Below are 21,919 nucleotides of genomic sequence, written 5' to 3'. Positions count from 1 at the left end.
TGATTTCCAGGATTTAATGATGACCACGCCAACGCTCGCGCCGTTGACCACCGCTGACCTGGCTCCGCTCGTACCGGAGCTGGTGCTGATCGGCGGCGCCTTCGCTCTGCTGATGCTCGACCTGTTCGTGAGCCAGCGGAACAAGGTCTGGACCCACCTGTTCTCCGTTGCCGTGCTTGCCGTGGTGCTCGTGTTGCTTGCAACCGGCACGGGCGGGCAGGGCGATATCTTCAATGGCATGTTCGTCCGCGACACGGCAGCCGATGTCATGAAGACCGTGATCGTGCTGGTCAGCGGGTTGAGCCTGGTGTATGGCTGGACCTACCTGCGCGAGCGTAATCTCTACCAGGGCGAAATCCCGGTGCTTGTGTTGTTCGCCACTGCCGGCATGATGCTGCTGGCGTCGGCCGGTAGCCTGTTGATGGTCTATCTGGGCCTGGAGCTGCTGGCGCTGTGCTCCTACGCACTGGTCGCCTCCAACCGCGACAATGGCCTGGCCACCGAAGCGGCGATGAAGTATTTCGTGCTCGGGTCGCTGGCGTCGGGTCTGCTGCTGTACGGCATGTCGCTGGTCTACGGCGCCACCGGTACGCTCAGCCTGGCCGGCATCCACGATGCGATCGAAGGCTCGAACGAACGCACGTTGCTGCTGACCGGCACCATCTTCATGATCGCTGGCGTCGCCTTCAAGCTGGGTGCTGCACCCTTCCACATGTGGCTGCCCGACGTGTATCAGGGTGCGCCTGCGCCGATCGCGTTGTTCATCAGCTCGGCGCCCAAGCTTGCGGCGTTCGGTATGGCCTATCGCCTGCTGGAAGTCGGTATGGGCCCGTTGTCGCCGCAGTGGCATCTGCTGATCGGCGGCTTGTCGGCGGTTTCGCTGGTGGTCGGTAACCTGATGGCGATTGCGCAGAGCAACCTCAAGCGCATGCTCGCATACTCGACGGTCTCGCATATCGGCTTCCTGCTGATGGGCGTGGCGGGCGGCGGGGAAGAGGGCTATGCGGCTGCGATGTTCTACGCGGTCAGCTACACCATCATGTCCACCGCTTCGTTCGGCGCCATCATCGCGCTGTCGCGCAACGGGTTCGAAGCGGAAAACATCGACGACTTCAAGGGACTCAACGCGCGCAATCCGTGGATGGCTGGTCTGGTGCTGTGCATCATGGCATCGCTTGCAGGTATTCCGCCGTTCCTCGGTTTCTGGACCAAGCTGGCGGTGCTGGGTGCGGCAGTGAAGGGCGACATGCTGTGGCTGGCGTTGGTCGGTGTGATCTGCGCAGTGATCGGTGCGTACTACTACCTGCGCGTCATCAAGGTCATGTACTTCGACGAGCCGGTAGGCGAGCCGTTGCCGGCCAATAACGATCGCGTGCTCGGCACCGTGCTCGGCGTCAATGCGCTGGCCCTGCTTGCACTTGGTCTGGCCTGGAGTCCGATCATGGTGTGGTGCCAGCGCGCATTCGCCGGCCTCGCCTAAGACCGCTGCGCCAGCGTTAGGTTTTGCGGCGCCGCATGCTGCATGTGGCTTCGCACTGAAATAAAACCGCGCTTACTGTTTCGTTTTTGTTGCATTGCGGGTATTATTCGCCGCGACGTTGAACAGCCGCCACGCTGTTCAACAGATGAAAAACTAGGGCTTGCAATTGCCGCTCAAGTTCTTCATAATTCCGCTTCTGCTGCGGGGTGGAGCAGTCTGGCAGCTCGTCGGGCTCATAACCCGAAGGTCGCAGGTTCAAATCCTGCCCCCGCTACCAAGTTTCGAATTGTTGCTTCATCGCAGTAATTCAGCTTCTTGGATCGTAAGGACGCATGTTCCCGTCTTTACGCCGACCCTGAGAGGTCGGGTTTTTTTCACGCAAGGGGCCCATCGGGCCCCTTGTTTTTTCCGGAACCGGAAAGTTTGCTGCCGGTTGCCGGGGTACTACTGGCAATCATCTGATCAGGGCAGTCTGTGAGCGAAAAAGCGACCGAAATCGCGAATCTGCTGAGTCCAACGGTTGAGTCCCTGGGCTTGGAACTGCTGGGCGTGGAATATCTTCCCGCTCCAGGCGGCGCCACATTGCGCCTATATATCGACGTGCCGCTGGCCGAACAGCCCGAGCGTGTCATCAATGTCGACGACTGCGAGCGCGTGAGCCGCGAAGTCTCCGCCCAGCTCGACGTCGAAGACCCGATCAGCGGTAACTACACGCTGGAAGTGTCATCGCCGGGTGTGGATCGTCCGCTGTTCACGCTGGAACAGTTCGCGCGCCACACCGGTGAGTCGGCAAAGATCGTCTTGAAGCTGGCGCAGGATGGTCGGCGCCGCTTCCAGGGCGAGATCCTGCGCATCGATGCCGAGGCAGAGGCGGTGGTGTTTGCTGTCGATGGCAAGGACGTGCAGATCGGCTACGACAATATCGACAAAGCGCGCATCGTGCCGGATTGGGTTGCGCTGGGTCTGGCACCGCAGAAACCGAACAAGCCCGGCCCGAAAAAACCCGGGCACGAAAAGAAGAAACCATCCAACGAGTCGGCGGCTGGCAAGCCGCGCGCGGAGTGACGAAATGAGCAAGGAACTTTTGCTGGTAGTGGATGCGGTCGCCAATGAAAAGGGCGTGCCGCGCGAAGTGATCTTCGAGGCGATCGAGGCCGCGCTGGCTTCCGCGGCGAAGAAGCGCTATCCCGACCAGGACGTGCTGGCCCGCGTCACCATCGATCACAAGGACGGTACTTACGAAACCTACCGTCGCTGGGAAGTGGTTGCCGATGACGTGGTGATGGAATCCCCCGACCGCCAGGTGCGTCTGATGGATGCCATCGACGAAGCCGACGGCGTGGAAGTGGGCGATTACATCGAAGAACAGATCGAGAATCCCGACTTCGGCCGTATCGCCGCGCAGGCTGCCAAGCAGGTGATCGTGCAGCGTGTGCGCGAGGCCGAGCGTCAGCAGGTGGTGGATGCGTGGAAGGATCGTGTGGGTGAGTTGATCACCGGCGTGGTCAAGCGCGCGGAGCGCGGCAATATTTTTGTCGATCTTGGCGGCAACGCCGAAGCCTTCATTCCGAAGGACAAGGGCATTCCGCGCGACGTGCTGCGTCCCGGCGACCGCGTGCGCGGTTACCTGGCCGAGGTGCGCTCCGAGCCACGCGGCCCGCAGCTGTTCATCAGCCGTGCCGCACCTGAATTCATGATCGAACTGTTCAAGCTCGAAGTGCCGGAAGTCGGTCAGGGCCTGGTCGAGATCAAGGCTTGCGCACGCGATCCGGGCGACCGCGCCAAGATCGCCGTGATCGCGCACGACGCCCGCACCGATCCCATCGGCGCCTGCATCGGCATGCGCGGTTCGCGCGTGCAGGCGGTGTCCAACGAACTCAATGGCGAGCGCGTGGACATCGTGTTGTGGAACGAGAACCCGGCCAACTTCGTCATCAACGCAATGGCGCCTGCCGAAGTGCAGTCGATCATCGTCGACGAAGACAAGCACTCGATGGACCTGGCCGTGGCAGAAGACCGCCTGGCGCAGGCGATCGGCAAGGGCGGCCAGAACGTGCGTCTGGCCAGCCGCCTGACCGGTTGGCAGCTCAACGTGATGACCGCCGACCAGGTGGCCGCCAAGTCCGAGGCCGAGCAGGCCGCGGCACGCCAGCTGTTCATGGACCGCCTGGAAGTGGACGAGGAAATCTCCGCGATCCTGGTCTCCGAAGGTTTCAACACGGTCGAAGAAATCGCCTACGTGCCGGTCGGCGAGTTGCTGGCGGTAGAGGGCTTCGACGAAGACATCGTTGAAGAACTGCGTGCCCGTGCCCGCGATGCGCTGCTCAACGCCGCGCTGGCCGAGGAAGAAGGCCTGGAAGGAACTCAGCCCACCGAGGACCTGCTGGCGCTGGAGGGGATGGACGAGGAGACGGCTTTTGCGCTGGCCGAGCACGGCGTGCGTACCAGCGAGGACTTGTCCGACCTGGCCGCGGACGAGATCGTCGACTTCGGCATCGAGGGCATGACCCAGGAGCGCGCTGCGGCGCTGATCCTGGCAGCCCGCGCCGAGGAGATCGCCCGTTTGGAGCGCGGCGAATGAGCCGGCAATGAACCGCGCCCTGACCCCATCAGGGCTTAGAATCAGCGTATCCCTTGCTCTGGGCGAGGGGGCGCCAACCAGATCATAGGATCCGAATGTCGCAGCAAACCACCATCCGCAAGCTTGCCGAACTGGTCAATACGCCGGTCGATAAACTGCTGGTTCAACTGGCCGAGGCCGGAATGAAGTTCAGCGGTCCCGACCAGGTCGTGACCAGCACCGAGAAGATGAAACTGCTTGGCTTCCTGCGTCGCACGCATGGCAAGGCGGAAACGTCTGCCGAAGCGGCGAGCGAAGCAGCCAAGAAGATCACGCTCAACCGGCGCAAGCTGCAGGAAGTCACTGTCAACGCCGGCCGCACCAAGACCACGGTCAACGTGGAAGTGCGGCAGAAGCGCACTTACGTGAAGTCCGAGAACGAAGGCAGCGGCCGCGCCGCACCGATGACGCCGGACGAAGAACGCGCCGATATCCTGCGTAAGCTCGAGGAGTCGCGTCAGCGCAACCTTGAGGAGCAGCAGCGCCTGGCCGAAAGCGACCGCGTGCGCGACGAGGCAATTCAGCGCAAGCGCGAGGAAGAGCAGGCCGCCAAGGACCGTGCAGAAGCCGAGCGCAAGGCTGCCGAGGAAGCCGCTGCGGCTGCCAGTGCGCCGGCCCCGGTTGCTGATGCGCCGACGCCGTCCGCCGCGGCGCCAGCTGCGCGTTCGCCTTCTTCGCCGTCGTCCGCACCGCGTGCGGCACGTCCGGCGGGCGCATCTCCGGCCTCGCGTCCGGCAGCGCCGGCACGTGCGGACGACCGCAGCAATGCCGCCAAGCACAAGACGCGCGGTTCGCACGTCATGGTGGCCGGTGTTGAAGATGACGATGCGACCAAGCGCTTTGCCGGGCAGTTGCATCTGTCCGCGGCCGATCGCGCGCGGCGTTCCAATGTGCGCGGCAAGCCGACCGGCCGCCCGGGTTCGTCGTCCTCGCGCCGTGGTAATGACAACGGCCGTGGCGGCAGCCAGGCCAACAGCGGCCCGCACGGGTTCGAGCGTCCCACCGCACCGGTGGTGCGTGAAGTGGCGATCGGCGAGACCATCACCGTGGCAGACCTGGCGCAGAAGCTCGCGCTCAAGGGCGGCGACGTGGTCAAGGCGTTGTTCAAGATGGGCGTCATGGCGACCATCACCCAGAGCATCGATCACGACACCGCCGCACTGGTGACCGAAGAGCTCGGCCATAAAGCCGTGCGTGCCGACAATGCCGACTTCGAGGACGCGCTGCTGGCGCATGCCGAAGATGCGCAGGGCGAGGCCACGTCGCGTCCGCCGGTGGTCACCATCATGGGTCACGTCGATCACGGCAAGACCTCGCTGCTGGACTACATCCGCCGTACCAAGATCGCCTCCGGCGAAGCCGGCGGCATTACCCAGCACATCGGTGCGTACCACGTCGAAACCGGTCGTGGCGTCATCAGCTTCCTGGATACGCCCGGCCATGCCGCGTTTACCTCGATGCGTGCCCGTGGCGCCAAGATCACCGACATCGTGGTGCTGGTCGTTGCCGCCGACGATGGCGTGATGCCGCAGACCAAGGAAGCGGTTGCGCATGCCAAGGCGGCAGGCGTGCCGCTGATCGTGGCGGTCAACAAGATCGACAAGACCGGCGCGGATCCGCTGCGGGTCAAGAACGAGCTGCTGGCCGAAAACGTGGTGGCCGAAGAGTTCGGTGGCGATACCCAGTTCATCGAAGTGTCGGCCAAGGTCGGCACCGGCGTGGATACGCTGCTGGACGCGATTTCGCTGCAGGCCGAAGTGCTGGAGCTCAAGGCCGTGGCCGAGGGCCGCGCCAGCGGTACCGTCATCGAATCCTCGCTGGACAAGGGCCGCGGCCCGGTGGCGACGGTGCTGGTGCAGCAGGGTGCGCTGAAGCGTGGCGACTATCTGGTGTGCGGCATCCAGTACGGTCGCGTGCGTGCGTTGTTCGACGAAACCGGCCATCAGCCGGCCTCGGCGGGCCCGTCGATTCCGGTGCAGGTGCTGGGTTTGTCCGGCGTGCCGGAAGCCGGCGACGACTTCGTGGTCGTCGACGACGAGCGCCTGGCCAAGGACGTGGCGCAGCAGCGCGAAACCAAGCGCCGCGAATCGCGTCTGGTGGCCTCGGCGACCAACCGCATGGAAGACATCCTGGCCCAGATGGGCAAGGGCGAAGGCCAGCAGGTACTGAACCTGGTGATCAAGGCCGACGTGCAGGGTTCGGTGGAAGCACTCAAGCAGTCGCTGGTGGCGTTGTCCAACGAGGACATCCGCATCAACGTGATCCACTCCGGCGTGGGCGGCATCACCGAATCCGACGCGAATTCGGCCGCTGCTTCCAAGGCGACGATCATCGGCTTCAACGTGCGTGCGGATGCCTCGGCGCGCAAGATCGTCGAGTCCAACGGCATTGATCTGCGTTACTTCTCGATCATCTATGACGTGATCGATCAGGTGAAGCAGGTAGCCTCCGGTCTGCTCGGCGTGGAAATCCGCGAAGAGATCATCGGTATCGCACAGGTCCGCGATGTGTTCCGTAGCTCGAAGTTCGGCGCGGTTGCAGGCTGCATGGTCATCGAAGGCGTGGTCAAGCGCAGCAAGCCGATCCGCGTGCTCCGCGACAGCGTTGTGGTGTTCGAAGGCGAGCTGGAATCGCTGCGTCGCTTCAAGGAGAACGTCGACGAAGTGCGCAACGGTACCGAATGCGGTATCGGCGTGAAGGCTTACAACGACGTCAAGGCCGGCGACCAGATCGAGTGCTTCGAGCGTATCGAAGTGGCCCGTACGCTGTAACGAAGACGGGACCCGGGGCCCGGGACCGGGGACCCGGGAGAAGCGAAGCCACGGCGCTTGCTCTTCCGGGTCCCGGTCCTGGGTCCTGGGTCCCGAACCAAAGGTTCCGACCATGCCAACCAAATCATTCCATCGCACCGACCGCGTGTCCGCGCAGGTGCGTCGTGACCTCGGCACGATCGTGCACGCGGCCGTGCGCGACCATGGCCTGCCGTCGGTCAGCGTGTCCGACGTCGAAATCAGTCGCGACCTGGCGCATGCCAAGGTCTTTGTCACCGCGCTGCAGCAGGAGCGTTCGGCCGAAGCGGTCAAGGGGCTCAAGGAAATCGCCGGCCAGCTGCGTACCCAGTTGGCGCGCGCGATGAAGCTGCGCCACGTGCCCGAGCTGCACTTCCATTACGACGATTCGGTCGATCGCGGCGAACGCATCGACAATCTGCTGCGTGACCTGGACGACGTTGGCCCCGAGGCCACGTCCAGCGATGAAGATGCCGAACAGCGCTGAGCGCTGTCACGGCCTGCCGCATCTGCCGCGGCCCTGATTCCCGCAGGCGCGCACTGCGCCTGATTCGAGCACCGATCTTTTGAAACCCCGCATCGTCTATCGCCCGTTGCACGGCATCCTGCTGCTGGACAAGCCGGCCGGGCTGAGCTCCAACAATGCACTGCAGGCCGCACGCCGGTTATTGCGCGCAGACAAGGGTGGCCATACCGGCAGCCTGGATCCGCTGGCTACCGGCCTGTTGCCGCTCTGTTTTGGCGAAGCCACCAAGATCGCCGGACTGCTGCTTGGGTCTGCCAAGGCCTACGACGCCGAGATTGTGCTGGGCGTCACCACCGACACCGACGATGCCGATGGCGAGCCGCTACGCGAGCGTGCGGTGCCCGATATCGGTGATGCCGCGCTGCAAGCCGCACTGGCGCCTTTCATCGGGCGCATCCAGCAACAAGCGCCCATTTATTCCGCGCTCAAGCAGGGCGGCGAGCCGCTGTATGCCAAGGCGCGACGCGGCGAACGTATCGAAGCCCCGGTGCGCGAGGTGGATGTGCAGGCGATCGATGTGCTGGGCTACAGCGCCCCAGGTCTGCGGCTGCGCGTGACCTGCGGCTCGGGCACGTATATCCGCAGCCTGGCACGTGACCTGGGCGAGGTGCTGGGATGTGGAGCGCACATCGCCTCGTTGCGTCGGCTGTGGGTGGAGCCGTTTCGCGCTCCACAGATGATCACACTGGAGGCATTGTCGGCGGCGCTGGAGGCGGGCACCGAAGCACGGACGCTATTGCTGCCGATCGAGGCCGGCCTGGCCGGTTTTGCGCGAATCGTGCTCGATCAGACCCATGCGGCGCGTTTTCGCATGGGCCAGCGCCTGCGTGATGCCGCATTTCCGCCGGGGCAAGTCGCTGTATTCGGACCTGACGGAACCCCCTCGGGGCTAGGCCTGGTCGACGCCGACGGGCGCTTGTCGCCGCAGCGATTGTTCAATGGACTGAACGAAATTCCGGCCTGTTAAGATTTTGTCAACTTGTTCCCTGGGCCGGGCGACGTTACAATTTCGCGGCCCCGATCGGGGCACCTCAGCGCCAAGCGCGCTCATCCTAAGCAAACGGCGAGTCCGACGGTGCGTTACGCACGTTCCTGTCGACCACGCATCTATCGAGAAAACATCATGTCCGTCGACACCCAGAAAGTTATTGAAGACAACAAGCGCAGCGCCCAGGACACCGGTTCCCCGGAAGTGCAGGTCGCTCTGCTGACCGCGCGCATCGAGCTGCTGACCGGTCACTTCAAGACCCACAAGAAGGATCACCACAGCCGTCGTGGTCTGCTGCAGATGGTCAATCGTCGCCGCAGCCTGCTCGACTACCTGAAAAAGAAGGACAACGAGCGTTACAAGTCCTTGATCGAGAAGCTCGGCCTGCGCCGCTAATCGAGTCCTACCGCCGCGGCGCAGCGATGCGCCGCGGTTTTGTTTTGGTCAATCGCACTACGTCTTAAGCAATACGCACTCTTGGGCCGGAGCCTCCCGGCCGCCCGTTCTCGGCATGGGTCGACGACGGTCCAACGCAGACAGCAATACCTAAGGGAAAAAACCTCCGTGGCAAAAATCACCAAAACCTTCCAGTACGGCAAGCACACCGTCACTCTTGAGACGGGCGAAATCGCTCGCCAGGCAGGCGGCGCCGTGATCGTCAAGTTCGACGACACCGTACTGCTGGTCACCGCCGTCGCCGCCAAGAGCGCGCGCGAAGGGCAGGACTTCTTTCCTCTGACGGTCGATTATCAGGAGAAGTTCTACGCTGGCGGCCGTATCCCGGGCGGCTTCTTCAAGCGCGAAGGACGCGCGACCGAGAAGGAAACGTTGATCTCGCGCCTGATCGATCGTCCGATCCGTCCGCTGTTCCCGGAGGACTACAAGAACGAAGTGCAGATCATCGCCACCGTGATGTCGATGAACCCGGACATCGACGGCGACATCGCCGCGCTGATCGGCGCCTCGGCTGCCCTGTCGCTGGCCGGCACCCCCTTCAAGGGCCCGATCGGCGCTGCCAAGGTCGGCTACAAGAACGGTGAATACATCCTCAACCCGACCGTGACCGAGCTGAAGGATTCGCAGCTGGAGCTGGTCGTGGCCGGTACCGCCAACGCGGTGCTGATGGTCGAGTCCGAAGCCGAGCTGCTGTCCGAAGAAGTGATGCTGGGCGCAGTGACGTTCGGTCATCGCGAGATGCAGAAGGTCATCAACGTCATCAACGAGCTGACCGTCGAAGCCGGCACCAAGCCGTCCGACTGGGTGGCCCCGGCAAAGAACGAGAGCATGATCGCCGCACTGAAGGAAGCGGTGGGCGACCAGCTCGCTTCGGCATTCCAGGTGCGCGACAAGCTGCAGCGCCGCGATGCGATTTCGGCGATCAAGAAGGACGTGCTGGGCGCACTGGCGCCGCGCGCCACCATCGAAGGCTGGGCTGCCGGTGATTTGGCCAAGGAATTCGGCGAGCTGGAATACCAGACCATGCGTGGTTCGGTGTTGAGCAGTAAGGTGCGTATCGACGGCCGTGCACTGGACACCGTGCGTCCGATCAGCGCTAAGGCCGGCGTGTTGCCGCGTACCCATGGCTCGGCGCTGTTTACCCGCGGCGAGACGCAGGCGATCGTGATCACCACCCTGGGCACCGCGCGCGACGGTCAGGTCATCGACGCAGTGTCGGGCGAGTACAAGGAAAACTTCCTGTTCCATTACAACTTTCCTCCGTACTCGGTGGGCGAGTGCGGTCGTTTCGGTGCGCCGAAGCGTCGCGAAATCGGCCACGGCCGCCTGGCCAAGCGTGGCGTGCTGGCTGTGATGCCGACCCTGGAAGAATTCCCGTACACCATTCGCGTGGTCTCGGAAATCACCGAGTCCAACGGTTCGTCCTCGATGGCATCGGTCTGCGGCAGCTCGCTGGCGCTGATGGATGCCGGCGTGCCGATCAAGGCGCCGGTCGCGGGTATCGCAATGGGTCTGGTCAAGGAAGGCAACGACTTCGTCGTGCTCTCCGACATCCTGGGTGACGAAGATCACCTCGGGGACATGGACTTCAAGGTGGCCGGTACTGCCGAAGGCGTGTCCGCGCTGCAGATGGACATCAAGATCGAAGGCATCACCGAAGAGATCATGAAGCAGGCCTTGCAGCAGGCCAAGGCTGGCCGCCTGCACATCCTGGGCGAGATGGCGCATGCGCTGACCACCCCGCGTCAGGAATTGAGCGACTACGCGCCGCGCCTGCTGACCATCAAGATCCACCCGGACAAGATCCGCGAAGTGATCGGCAAGGGTGGCTCGACCATCCAGGCCATCACCAAGGAAACCGGTACGCAGATCGACATCCAGGACGATGGCACGATCATCATCGCCTCGGTCAATGCCATTGCCGCGCAGGCTGCGAAGTCGCGCATCGAGCAGATCACCTCGGACGTGGAGCCGGGCCGCATCTACGAAGGCAAGGTCGCCAAGATCATGGACTTCGGTGCGTTCGTCACCATCCTGCCGGGCAAGGACGGCCTGGTGCACGTGTCGCAGATTTCCAGCGAGCGCGTGGAGAAGGTCGGCGACAAGTTGAAGGAAGGCGATCTGGTCCGCGTCAAGGTGCTGGAAGTGGACAAGCAGGGCCGCATCCGTCTGTCGATCAAGGCAGTGGAAGAAGGCGAAGGCGTGCAGGCGTCGGCCGAGTAATCGCAGCGTGCTGATGCATCACGCGTGATGCATGACAAAAGAGCGGGCTTCGGCCCGCTTTTTTGTTGTGCACTTGACCCCTTCTCGCTCTGGGAGAAGGTGCCCAAAAGGGGGCGGATGAGGTACGTGCAAGGCCTGGTGATATTCGGAACGTAAGTGGCTTGCCCGTACCCTCACCCCAACCCCTCTCCTGCAGGAGAGGGGCTTGGATTCCTTCTCATCTCGGGAGAAGGTGGCGCTCAGCGCTGGACGGGGGCGTGCAACGCTGAATGGGGTGAAGGCGAGCAAGGGCTTCGCACCGTACCCTCACCTCAAGCCCTCTCCCGCGGGAGAGGGGCTTTGAATCCTTCTTCCATCGGGAGAAGGTGCCCCGCAGGGACCGATGAGGGCACGCCCGGCGTTACTGCTTCGATCTATCCTTGCTGCTCCGTCGGCGCTTGCTGCGTTTGCGGACGCGGCGGCACGACGCGTGGGAAGCCCGGCGGCATCGTTTGTTCTGTGGGTGCGGTGTCGGGTGTCGGCAGCGGCGCAGTGGCTGGCGGCGCAACCATCGCCGCATCAGGACGCAGCTTCAACAGCGCAGCCCAGTCGCGGCGATTGAAGTCGCACAGGTCTTCGTGCGCCGGCGTGCATTCGCTGGCGATGCCCAGGCTGTCTTCGTTCTGGTCCTGGCTGCTGTCCGATTGCGGTGTTGGCCACACCACGCGGCCGGCGCGATCCAGCGGCATCTTGCGCATCATCACCGTGTTGAATACGTTGCCGCCGATCAGATACAGCGTGCGATCGCCGCCGACGTTGGCGGCCACCACCACATCGCAATGCGACTGCCATGGCATCGGTGCGCTGCCGCCCAGCGCGGCCTTCAGGCCGGCATAGCCCAACGCGGTGCTGCGGCCGCGCAGCAGGCACAGCAGATCGCCGGGCGCCGGCTTCTCGACCGCTGGATCGGTGAACCGGTACGGTCCGGTAGTGCCGTCGTTGTAGGCGCTGCGGATGTAATCCAGATGGCGCGCGGAGCGATGAAAACCGCTCAGCCCCGACTGCGTCATCACCCAGGAGATGAAAGCGGCCGACCATGGGTTGTCGATCAGAAATGCGCGGCAGTCGCTGGCGGTGTAGCGCGTACCATCCAGTGCCGCGCAGCTCGATGCGCCGGGGCGTCCGCCCATGGACGCAAGCGTGCCACTGTCGCGCCAGTAGCCTGCAACGCGTTGCCAGGCGACCAAGCCGTGATCGGCGAGATAGCCCGATTCGGCTTCGGTGACGCCCAGGCTGGCCAAGCGTCCCTTGGCATCGATAAACGGGCGTTGCCACAACCGATGCTCATTGCAGGCGCTGCGCACGATGGCGATCGCGGCGGGACTCGTTCCGAACCGTGGCGGGATATCGCACACCTCCGCAGCCGCAGCGCTACTTCCGATACCTGCCAGCAAGAAGCAGATCCACGGCCAAGGTTTGACGGTCATTGCAGGTCCTGCACGGAAACAATCGCAGCAGGCTGCCAGAGCCGGCTGCGCGCACGCGTGAAATCAGCGCGCTGGCGGTGGGCCGAGTTTGAGCGACAGATCCACTGCCTGCACATGCTTGGTGAGTCCGCCAATCGAGATGCAGTCCACCCCGTCTTCGGCAATTGCGCGAATGCCGGCCAGATCCACGCTGCCGGAGACTTCCAGCGGAATGCGTCGTTCCGGCTGTAGCGCAGCAACGAGACGCACCGCTTCTCGGCGCATGGCCTGGTCGAAGTCGTCGATCAGGATGCGCGTGCAGCCAACCTGCAGTGCTTCGTGCAGTTGCTCCAGCGTTTCCACTTCCACCACCAGCGGCAGCTGCGGTTGCTGCGCACGTGCGGCACGCACGGCCGCGCTCAGCGAACCGGCGGCGCGGATGTGGTTCTCCTTGAGCATCACCGTGTCGAACAGGCCGATGCGGTGATTGTCGCCACCGCCGCAGCGCACGGCGTATTTCTGCGCGGCGCGCAGGCCCGGCAGCGTCTTGCGCGTGTCCAGGATGCGCGCGCGCGTCCCGGCCACCGCAGCCACATACGCCGCGGTGGTGGTCGCCGTGGCAGACAGTGTCTGCATGAAATTGAGCGAGGTGCGTTCGGCACTGACCAGGCTACGGCTGCGCCCCTGCAACAGCGCGAGCACCGTGCCGGCGCCGACGTGCTGGCCTTCGTGCACGTGCCAGTCGATGCGTACCTGCGGGTGGAGCGCGCGGTGGGTGGCATCGAACCAGGGGCGGCCGGCGATGACCGCGTCCTGCTTGCACAGCAGGTAGGCGCTGTCGGCTTGGTCGGGTAGCAGTGCGGCGGTGACATCGCCGCTGCCGATGTCTTCGGCCAGGGCACGCGCTACGTCGGCGTCGATCGATTCGGCGGGCGGCGCGGCCGGCACGTTGGTGTGCTGAGACAGGCTCACTTCTCGGGGAAGTCGGCGATTTGTGCGGTGGCGATGGCTTCTTCGGCCAGCAGCACCGGAATGCCGTCGTCGACGCGGAAGATCTGCTTGCGGTCGCGGGTGATCAGCGCTTCACGCAGCGGCTGGGTTTGTGCGGCGCCGTCGGCGCGCTGCAGGGTTCCGCCTGCGATGGCGGCATTGAGTGCTTCCAGGCCCTTGCCGTCGAGCAGCGAAAGCGGCTGGCGGGTGTCGGGCGAGCACAGCAGGTCGAGCAATTTGCGATCCATCGAAGTCTTGTCTTGCGTGGAGATTGGCTAGAATACGTCTTTACCGCAGGGCAGGGCCATGACCTCCAACCACTCCGCGCCGCTGGTCGGCATCGTGATGGGTTCCCGTTCGGATTGGGAGACCATGCAACATGCAGCTCAGAAGCTCGACGCGCTGGGCGTGCCGTACGAAGTCAAGGTGGTCTCGGCGCACCGCACCCCGGACGTCTTGTTCACCTACGCCGAGCAGGCGGGCGCACGCGGACTGCGCGCGATCATTGCCGGCGCCGGCGGCGCGGCGCACCTGCCGGGCATGCTGGCCGCCAAGACCGCAGTGCCGGTGCTCGGCGTGCCGGTGCAGTCCAAGGCGCTGAACGGCATGGATTCGCTGCTGTCGATCGTGCAGATGCCTGCAGGCATTCCGGTGGCCACCTTCGCCATCGGCAATGCGGGCGCGGCCAATGCGGCGTTGTTTGCGGCGGCCATGCTGGCGCCCGAGCAGGCGCAGGTCGGTCAGGCGCTGGCGCAGTTCCGCGCCAAGCAGACCGACGATGTCATGGCCAGCGACGACCCGCGCCAATGAGCACGGTCGGCATTCTCGGTGGCGGTCAGCTGGCGCGCATGCTGGTACTGGCCGGTGCGCCGCTCGGCATACGCTTTGCGGTCTTCGATCCGGCAGCCGATGCCTGCGCAGGCCAGGTGGCACCGCTGCAGGTTGGCGCGTTCGATGACGTGGCGACCCTTGCCGCATTCGCCGGGCAGGTGGACGTGATCACCTTCGATTTCGAAAACGTGCCGGCCGCCAGCGCGCAGCAACTTGCCGCCCAGGTGCCGGTGTTTCCGAGTCCGGCGGCGCTTGCGGTTGCGCAGGACAGGCTCAGCGAAAAAACCTTGTTCCGCGAACTCGGCATTCCGGTGCCCGAGTTTGCCGCGATCGACGACCGCGCCGGCCTGGACGCAGCGCTCGCGCGGATCGGTACGCCCTGCGTGCTGAAGACGCGCCGCTTCGGCTACGACGGCAAGGGCCAGTTCCGGATCAAGACGCTCGCCGATGCCGATGCAGCGTGGGACGCGCTTGGCGCCCAGGCGGCGCACGTCGGGTTGATCGTGGAAGCGTTCGTGCCGTTCCAGCGCGAGGTCAGCGTGGTTGCAGTACGCGGCCGCGATGGCGAATTCCGCGCTTGGCCGTTGACCGAAAACTGGCATGTGGACGGTGTGCTGTCGGCCAGCCTGGCACCGGCGAGCGTGGAGGCGGCCCTTCAAGCCTCGGCCGAATCGCACGCGCGTGCCGTGGCGGAAAAGCTCGACTATGTCGGCGTATTTGCGCTGGAACTGTTCGTGCGCGACGGCGAGTTGCTTGCCAACGAAATGGCGCCGCGCGTGCATAACTCGGGGCACTGGACCATCGAAGGTGCCGAGACCTCGCAATTCGAAAATCATGTGCGGGCCGTCCTTGGCTTGCCACTGGGCAGTACTGCGATGCGCGGCCACGCCTGCATGCTCAACTGGCTGGGCGCGATGCCAGAGGCCAGGGCGTTTCTGGCGGTGCCCGGTGGGCATTGGCACGACTACGGCAAGCAAGCGCGCGATGGACGCAAGGTGGGGCACGCAACGCTGCGCGCGGAGACAGCGCAGGCGCTGGCACTGGCGGTGAGCGATGCCGGCGCGGCGTTGCAGCGCGATGCGCAAGCTCGGCCGGTGGTTGCGCGTTTGAACGAAGGGTGAGGCGCGCAGCGTTTCGGTTGCGATCACGCGCGACGACACCTCCGTTTGCGCGGGCGCGTCGGTGTCGGACGCGGACCCGTTCTGCGATGTGTCAGCAGATGAGCCGGTCCGCATCTGCGGCTGGAAACTGAGCGGCCAGGTCAGCCCAGCCGGCTTGCGACGAAATCCCAGTTGACCAGCTTCCAGAAAGCCTCCAGATAGCGCGCACGATCCTGCTGGTAGTCCAGGTAATACGCGTGCTCCCAGATATCGCAGGCGAGCAACGGAATGTCTGGCCCGGTGAGCGGGGTGGAGGCATTGGGTGTGGCGACTACTGCCAGCGCGCCGTCCGGGCGCTGCACCAGCCACACCCAGCCCGAGCCGAACGTGCTCAGGGCCACGCGATTGAACTCCTGCTTGAAATGCACGAAGTCGCCGAACGATTTGGCGATGCCGTCGCCCAGCCGCCCAAGCGGCTCCCCGCCAGCGCGCGGACGCAGGCACTGCCAATAGAAATTGTGGTTCCACACCTGTGCGGCCAGATGAAACAACGTGCCCTGCGCCTGCGCGATGATGTCTTCCAGCGTCAGCTCGGCAAACTCGCTGCCTTCCAGGCGTGCGTTGAGCTGTTCGACCTCGCTGCGGTGACAGACGCCGTGATGCGCCTCCAACGTCGCAGACGACAGATGCGGTTCCAGGGCGGCGCGGGAATAGGGCAGTGCAACGTGTTCGATCGGCATGATGGCAGTGGCAGCGAAGGGAGTGCGGCGACAGGTCGCGCTGAAGGCTTACAATGCGCGCCTTTGCGGAAGTCTATCCGACCCGGCGGTCGGGCCTGCCGCTCCCAGTCAGGAGAGTCCAATGCCGGTGATGGAACGGATCCAGGCCGAAGTCGAACAACACCCGATCGTGCTGTTCATGAAAGGCACCCCGCAATTTCCGATGTGCGAGTTTTCCAGTCGCGCCGTGCAGGCCCTGGTGGCCGCCGGTGCCGACCAACTGCGTACGGTCAACGTGTTGGAAGAGCCCGAAGTGCGCGCCAATCTGCCGCGCTACTCCAACTGGCCCACGTTTCCGCAGCTGTTCATCCATGGCGAGCTGATCGGCGGCTGCGACATCACGCTGGAACTGTTCGAAGCCGGCGAGCTCAAGCGCATCGTCAGCGAGGCGTACCAGCCGTGAGTTCGGTGCAGGCCCAGCCGCAGTCGGCTGCCTTGTCGGGGCGCGTCGTGCTGATCACCGGCGCCGCCGGTGGCCTGGGCGCCGCCGCGGCGCAGGCATGCGCGGCTGCAGGCGCCACGGTAGTGCTGCTTGGTCGCAAGGTGCGCCCGCTGGAGCGCGTCTACGACGCGGTTGCAGCGCTGGGTGCCGAGCCGCTGTTGTATCCGCTGGATCTGGCCGGCGCCACCCCGGACGACTACGCCGCGCTTGCGCAACGGGTGCAGACCGAGCTTGGTGGCCTGCATGGTCTGCTGCAGTGCGCTGCCGACTTTTCCGGCCTGACGCCAACCGAACTCGTCTCACCCGCAGATTTCGCACGCAGCCTGCATGTCAACCTGACCGCGCGCGCCTGGCTGACCCAGGCATGCCTGCCGCTGTTGCGGCAGCAGGACGATGCGGCAGCTGTCTTCGTTGTGGACGACCCCGCGCGCGTAGGTCAGGCCTATTGGGGGGCGTATGGCGCCGCCCAACATGCGCAGCGCGGCTTGATCGCCACCTTGCATCATGAAACCGCCGCCGGCCCGGTCCGCGTCGGCGGCCTGCAGCCCGGCCCGATGCGCACCGCATTGCGCGCACGCGCTTTCACCCATCACGAAGACAACGACGCGGTCGATGCCGCACGTTACGCACCTGCATGCGTCAGCATGCTGTCAGCCGCAGGGGTGACGCATCGCGGTGCGATCTGGAGTCCGCAGGTATGACCATTCTTTCTGCGGCGCTGCTGCTGTTTCTGATTCTCGACCCGCTGGGCAACATTCCAGTGTTCCTCAGCGTGCTCAAGCCGCTGCCGCCCAAGCGCCAGCGTTTCGTGCTTGCGCGTGAACTGCTGATCGCGCTGTGCGTGTTGATGGCGTTCCTGTGGGGCGGCAAGTACGCGCTGGAGCTGATGCACCTGCGCCAGGAATCGGTGGCCATTGCCGGCGGCATCGTGCTGTTTGTGATCGGCATCCGCATGATCTTCCCGCGGCCCGAAGGCCTGATGGGCGAAATTCCCGACGGCGAACCCTTCATCGTGCCGCTGGCCATCCCGCTGGTGGCCGGCCCGTCCGGCATGGCCGCGGTGATGCTCATGGGCAGCAACGAGCCCACGCGGCTGTGGGACTGGAGCCTTGCGCTGATGATCGCCTGGATCGGCGCCTCGTCGATCCTGGCCGCCGCGCCGCTACTGTACAAACTGCTCGGCCACCGCGCCCTGACGGCCATCGAGCGCCTGATGGGCATGCTGCTGGTCGCCATCTCGGTACAGATGTTCCTGGACGGCCTGGGCACGTACTTCAAGCTGCCGGTGTCGATCTAGCGCAGCTCCGGGCGGCTTGCCGATCGCGCCGCGTGTGGGCGTCGACATGCGTCGATAGTGCGGGTTTCAACCCGCACTGGCCGTGGGTTACGTGCGCACGGTCCATGGTGCCGGCAACCAGCGCGCCGTCGCGTCCGGACATCTAGCGGTGCGACGCAATGGGCTCTGGACGATGAAGGCGGCGCAGCCCTTGGCCGCTGGCGACTGTCTTGAGGTTGATCCTTCACTGACGCATGAGTGCAGGTGGAATGTCATATTCGGTGGGGCGCATCGACAGATGGCAACCCCATGTGCAGCACGCACGCCATGGCCGAATGCAAGCGTTTGGGCGATTTGCCCCAATTTGGTCACTTCGTAGCTTCAAAGGCGCGACAGGCGTCTCGCTCAAGTTGCGACCTTGCACGATCTGGCGATTACGCCTTGACCTTCGCAGTTCATGTAGCAGCGCGCGAAGTTTGTCACGCCGTCGTCACAATCAGGGCTTAGCGTGTTAATCTGTTGTTAACCGTTGCGGCAGCAACCAGTCGCGCGGCAAGGGACCCCAGATCATCGGCAGCCCACCCCCGGGAACGGTTGGGCTGACTGCGCCTTTTTGTCACTGCCCAACCTGTATCGAGGCTACCGAAATGACCCACCCCCGTTATCTCCGCATGTCCAAGCTGACGCTTGGCCTTGTTGCCGCGCTCGCCGCCGCTCCTGTGTTTGCGCAAAGCACCTCGGCTGGCGTCGCCGGCCTGGTGACCGGCAGTGGCGGCCAGCCCGTCCCGAACGCCGAAGTCACCATTACGCACGTGGAGTCCGGAACGGTCAGCCGCGCCACCACCGATGCCAGCGGACGCTATAACGCGCGCGGCTTGCGTGTGGGCGGGCCGTACACCATCACCATTACCGCTTCGGGCGCTGGCAACACCACCCGCGAAGGCGTGTATCTGAATCTGGACAAGGTCAACCAGGTCGATGCCGCTCTGGGCGGCGATTTGGCGACGCTGGGCACCGTGCAGGCAATCGCCGGCAATTACGGCTCGGCCATTTTCAGCGCCAACAAGATGGGTACCGGCACCAACGTGACCCGCGAAGAAATCGAGTCGCTGCCGTCGATCAACCGTAACCTGCAGGACTATGTGCGTCTGGATCCGCGCGTTGCGCAAACCGACAAGGCGCGCAACGAAATCTCCATCGCCGGCCAGAACCCGCGCTACAACGCGATCCGCGTCGACGGCATCAGCACCAACGACGCCTTCGGTCTGGAATCCAACAGTCTGCCGACCCCGCGCCAGCCGTTCTCGATGGACGTCATCGATGAAATCTCGGTGGACGTGGCCAACTACGACGTGACGATCAGTGGCGGCACCGGTGGCGTGATCAATGCCGTCACCAAGTCGGGCACCAACGAATTCCATGGTTCGGTCTACGGCACTTATCGCGAGAACGACTGGTCGGGCAAGAATCAGAACAACATCCGCCCGCAGCTGTTCGACAACGAAGCGACGTATGGTCTGACTCTGGGCGGCCCGATCGTAAAGGACAAATTGTTCTTCTTCGCCAACTATGAGAAGTACAAGGGTAAGGGTGTGTTTACCGGTAACAGTGGCTACGGTCCAGCCGGTTCTGGTGCCAGCAATGAAGTCGGTATTACCCAGGCGCAGGTCGATCAGGTGATCGATATCTCGCGCAATGTCTATGGCTTCGACCCTGGGACCCTGGCCTTGCCGGCATTGGATTCTGATTCAGAAGAGAAGGGCTTCAAGCTGGATTGGAACATCAGCGACAAGCATCGTGGTTCGTTTCGCTATGGCAAGTCCGAGCAGAGCACGGCCAATCTCAATGGGTTCGGCAACAATCAGCTGGCGTTGAACTCGTACCACTATGTGCGCGACTTCGAACTCGAGACCTACACCGGTCAGTTGTTCAGCGACTGGACCGATACTTTCTCGACCGAAGCCAAGGTGTCTTATCGCGATTACTCGGCAGTTCGTACTGCGGCATCGCAGTTGCCGGCCATCGCCGTGCGTTTCGGCAACAACACCTTAAATCTGGGTACTGAAGCCAATACTCAGGCTAACGAGTTGCGCACCGAAACCTGGAACGCGTTCTTCGCCGGCACGTTGTTCTTGAATGACCACACGGTCAAGTTCGGGTTCGACTACGAAGACAACGACATCTACAACTTGTATGGTCCGCGTGTTTTCGGTAGCTACACCTTCAACTCGGTTGCCAATTACCAGGCAAATTTGCCGAACGCGTATCGTTACTCGTATTCGCCCACCGGTATCGACAATATCGCTGCGAAGTGGGGCATGCGGAATGTGGGCGTGTTCTTGCAGGATTCTTGGGCCGTCAATAGCAACCTGACACTGAACTTCGGCCTGCGTTATGACGAGCCGATGGTGAAGAACTCGCCGCAGTTCAACCAGGCTGCGTTCAACGCATTCGGTCTTCGCAATGATGAAACCATTGACGGCAACGGCTTGTGGCAGCCGCGCTTTGGTTTCAACTACACCTTCGATGCAGATCGTCCGACCCAGCTGCGTGGCGGCGTTGGTCTGTTCCAGGGTGCTGCCGCGTCGGTTTGGTTGTCCAATCCGTATTCCAATACTGGTTTGGCTTATACCGATTACAACTTCAACAACGCGTCCAACAGTGGTATCCGCTTCACGCCGGATATCAACAACCAGCCGCGCGGAACATCGGGCGCCACGCAGTCGGTCGACTTTGTTGACAAGGATCTGAGCCAGCCGTCCGTTTGGAAAGCAAACCTCGCCTTCGATACCGAGTTGCCGTGGTACGGCATCGTCGCCTCGATGGAAGGTGTGGTGACCAAGGTCAAGGAAGCGATTTATTACCAGCAGCTCAATCTCGGTAATCCGACGGCAGTTGGCCAGGATGGTCGTGATATCTACTGGAATGCCAATGGCCGCAATCCGGCTAACTGGAATTCCCTGGGTAATGCATGTCTCCGCGAAACGGGTGTGGCGGCTGGTTCGTCATGTGTGAACAGCGGTACCGATATCCGTGCTGGTCGCAACATGAGCTTCAACGATGCCATCATTGCGCGCCCCACCGATCAGGGTGGCTCGCAAAGTTTCACTGTCGGCTTGAACAAGCCGTTCAACGACAGCGACTGGTCGTGGAGCTTGGCTTACACCTACTCGAACGCGAAAGAAGTCAGCGGTCTGACCAGTTCCACTTCGGGGTCGCAGCTGCTCAACACCGCAACCTTCCAGGCGAATGAAGAGGTCAATGCAACCTCGGCATACGAAATCAAGGACAGTTTCCTGGGTACGCTGCAGTGGAAGCATAATTTCTTCGGCGATTTTGCAACGAAGGTCGGTCTGGTGTATCAAGGCCGCAGCGGTCGTCCCTACAGCTATACGTTCGACAACGATGCCAATGGCGACGGTCGCTCCAATGACCTGTTGTACATCCCGGCGGCGCGCGGCGATGTGCTGTTCCGTAACGCGGCCGAAGAAAACGCGTTCTGGAACTACGTCAACAATGACCAGTACTTGTCCACGCACAAGGGCCAGGTTGCTGGCCGCAATGCGGTACGTAATTCCTGGGTCAACCAGTTCGATCTACACATCGAGCAGGAGCTTCCTGGCTTCTTCGATGGCAACAAGGCGCAGATCTGGGTCGACGTCATGAACGTGGGCAACCTGCTCAACAAGAAGTGGGGCCGCGTCGATGAGTACGCATTCCCGGGCTTCAAGGGTGTTGCTGAATACGGCGGTATCGACGCGGCGACTGGCAAGTATGTTTACCGCTTCAATGAGCCGGATGCCGCGACCGTCTACGACGACAAGGGCATCTCCCGCTGGGCGCTGCAGCTGGGCTTCCGCTACCAGTTCTAAAGCCGGCTAGCGTGTCGATGTTTGCAAAAACGGCCGGGGTCTCCCGGCCGTTTTCTTTTGTGCGGGTGAGTACGCTAAAGTTCCGTGCATACGACAGGAGCA

The 21,919-nt window shown here is 63.4% G+C and carries 18 protein-coding genes and 1 tRNA gene; 15 read left to right on the top strand and 4 right to left on the bottom strand.

The features are described 5' to 3' along the window. Positions 1-19 precede the first annotated feature (19 nt). The 9 genes from nuoN (at position 20) to pnp (ending at position 11,082) form a co-directional block, all read left to right on the top strand. Entirely contained in the window at positions 20-1,480 is a 1,461-nt protein-coding gene (gene nuoN / locus J7396_RS06600) for an NADH-quinone oxidoreductase subunit NuoN (RefSeq protein ID WP_003485567.1), read from the top strand. 200 nt (positions 1,481-1,680) lie between these two features. Next, positions 1,681-1,757 (top strand) — tRNA-Met (locus J7396_RS06595). A 197-nt stretch (positions 1,758-1,954) separates the two neighbouring features. Beyond that, positions 1,955-2,545, top strand: a complete 591-nt coding sequence (gene rimP, locus J7396_RS06590) for a ribosome maturation factor RimP (protein ID WP_008570977.1) — start codon at positions 1,955-1,957, stop codon at positions 2,543-2,545. A gap of 4 nt (positions 2,546-2,549) precedes the next feature. Beyond that, positions 2,550-4,061: a transcription termination factor NusA gene (nusA, locus tag J7396_RS06585; RefSeq protein ID WP_005914268.1), complete on the top strand. Its 1,512-nt coding sequence runs from the start codon at positions 2,550-2,552 to the stop codon at positions 4,059-4,061. A gap of 95 nt (positions 4,062-4,156) precedes the next feature. Continuing rightward, on the top strand, positions 4,157-6,871 hold the full coding sequence (gene infB, locus J7396_RS06580; RefSeq protein WP_011347934.1) for a translation initiation factor IF-2: 2,715 nt from the start codon (positions 4,157-4,159) through the stop codon (positions 6,869-6,871). 112 nt (positions 6,872-6,983) lie between these two features. Next, positions 6,984-7,376: a 30S ribosome-binding factor RbfA gene (gene rbfA / locus J7396_RS06575; protein ID WP_005914265.1), complete on the top strand. Its 393-nt coding sequence runs from the start codon at positions 6,984-6,986 to the stop codon at positions 7,374-7,376. 79 nt (positions 7,377-7,455) lie between these two features. Then, positions 7,456-8,382 (top strand): tRNA pseudouridine(55) synthase TruB, encoded by a 927-nt coding sequence (truB, locus tag J7396_RS06570; protein ID WP_122273530.1) that lies wholly within the window; start codon positions 7,456-7,458, stop codon positions 8,380-8,382. A gap of 156 nt (positions 8,383-8,538) precedes the next feature. Further along, the gene (gene rpsO, locus J7396_RS06565) at positions 8,539-8,799 is read left to right on the top strand and encodes a 30S ribosomal protein S15 (RefSeq protein ID WP_003485583.1); all 261 of its coding nucleotides are present in this window, start codon (positions 8,539-8,541) and stop codon (positions 8,797-8,799) included. Between the two features lie 168 nt (positions 8,800-8,967). After that, positions 8,968-11,082: a polyribonucleotide nucleotidyltransferase gene (gene pnp / locus J7396_RS06560; protein ID WP_005914260.1), complete on the top strand. Its 2,115-nt coding sequence runs from the start codon at positions 8,968-8,970 to the stop codon at positions 11,080-11,082. Between the two features lie 413 nt (positions 11,083-11,495). Here pnp and J7396_RS06555 read toward each other — a convergent pair whose 3' ends face one another. The 3 genes from J7396_RS06555 to J7396_RS06545 form a co-directional block, all read right to left on the bottom strand. After that, positions 11,496-12,548 carry a DUF2272 domain-containing protein gene (locus J7396_RS06555; protein WP_209261199.1) on the bottom strand — a complete coding sequence of 351 codons (1,053 nt, stop codon included), beginning with the start codon at positions 12,546-12,548 and terminating at the stop codon, positions 11,496-11,498. 63 nt (positions 12,549-12,611) lie between these two features. Next, the gene (gene nadC, locus J7396_RS06550; RefSeq protein ID WP_209261198.1) at positions 12,612-13,499 is read right to left on the bottom strand and encodes a carboxylating nicotinate-nucleotide diphosphorylase; all 888 of its coding nucleotides are present in this window, start codon (positions 13,497-13,499) and stop codon (positions 12,612-12,614) included. Further along, the gene (locus J7396_RS06545; protein WP_008570984.1) at positions 13,496-13,765 is read right to left on the bottom strand and encodes a Trm112 family protein; all 270 of its coding nucleotides are present in this window, start codon (positions 13,763-13,765) and stop codon (positions 13,496-13,498) included. Before J7396_RS06545 ends, nadC begins: the two co-directional genes overlap by 4 nt. A 58-nt stretch (positions 13,766-13,823) precedes the next feature. On the opposite strand from J7396_RS06545, the gene purE reads away from it, so the two are divergent. Both purE and J7396_RS06535 read left to right on the top strand, forming a co-directional pair. After that, the gene (purE, locus tag J7396_RS06540) at positions 13,824-14,327 is read left to right on the top strand and encodes a 5-(carboxyamino)imidazole ribonucleotide mutase (RefSeq protein ID WP_008570985.1); all 504 of its coding nucleotides are present in this window, start codon (positions 13,824-13,826) and stop codon (positions 14,325-14,327) included. Further along, the gene (locus J7396_RS06535; protein ID WP_209261197.1) at positions 14,324-15,469 is read left to right on the top strand and encodes a 5-(carboxyamino)imidazole ribonucleotide synthase; all 1,146 of its coding nucleotides are present in this window, start codon (positions 14,324-14,326) and stop codon (positions 15,467-15,469) included. Before purE ends, J7396_RS06535 begins: the two co-directional genes overlap by 4 nt. A 140-nt stretch (positions 15,470-15,609) precedes the next feature. Here J7396_RS06535 and J7396_RS06530 read toward each other — a convergent pair whose 3' ends face one another. Then, the gene (locus J7396_RS06530) at positions 15,610-16,188 is read right to left on the bottom strand and encodes a Fe-Mn family superoxide dismutase (RefSeq protein ID WP_008570987.1); all 579 of its coding nucleotides are present in this window, start codon (positions 16,186-16,188) and stop codon (positions 15,610-15,612) included. Between the two features lie 121 nt (positions 16,189-16,309). Between J7396_RS06530 and grxD the strand changes: the two genes are divergently transcribed. The 4 genes from grxD (at position 16,310) to J7396_RS06510 (ending at position 21,817) form a co-directional block, all read left to right on the top strand. After that, the gene (gene grxD, locus J7396_RS06525) at positions 16,310-16,630 is read left to right on the top strand and encodes a Grx4 family monothiol glutaredoxin (protein WP_003485599.1); all 321 of its coding nucleotides are present in this window, start codon (positions 16,310-16,312) and stop codon (positions 16,628-16,630) included. Further along, positions 16,627-17,370 (top strand): SDR family NAD(P)-dependent oxidoreductase, encoded by a 744-nt coding sequence (locus J7396_RS06520; RefSeq protein ID WP_014090515.1) that lies wholly within the window; start codon positions 16,627-16,629, stop codon positions 17,368-17,370. Before grxD ends, J7396_RS06520 begins: the two co-directional genes overlap by 4 nt. Continuing rightward, on the top strand, positions 17,367-17,966 hold the full coding sequence (locus tag J7396_RS06515) for a YhgN family NAAT transporter (protein ID WP_003485603.1): 600 nt from the start codon (positions 17,367-17,369) through the stop codon (positions 17,964-17,966). The genes J7396_RS06520 and J7396_RS06515 overlap by 4 nt, the downstream gene beginning before the upstream one ends. Positions 17,967-18,592: 626 nt before the next feature. Beyond that, positions 18,593-21,817, top strand: a complete 3,225-nt coding sequence (locus J7396_RS06510) for a TonB-dependent receptor (RefSeq protein ID WP_031423301.1) — start codon at positions 18,593-18,595, stop codon at positions 21,815-21,817. Positions 21,818-21,919: the final 102 nt, after the last annotated feature.

Source organism: Xanthomonas sp. A1809 (genome assembly GCF_017746015.1).
GTDB classification, from domain to species: Bacteria; Pseudomonadota; Gammaproteobacteria; order Xanthomonadales; family Xanthomonadaceae; genus Xanthomonas; species Xanthomonas euvesicatoria.
This window is presented reverse-complemented; position numbering and strand designations above follow the sequence as displayed.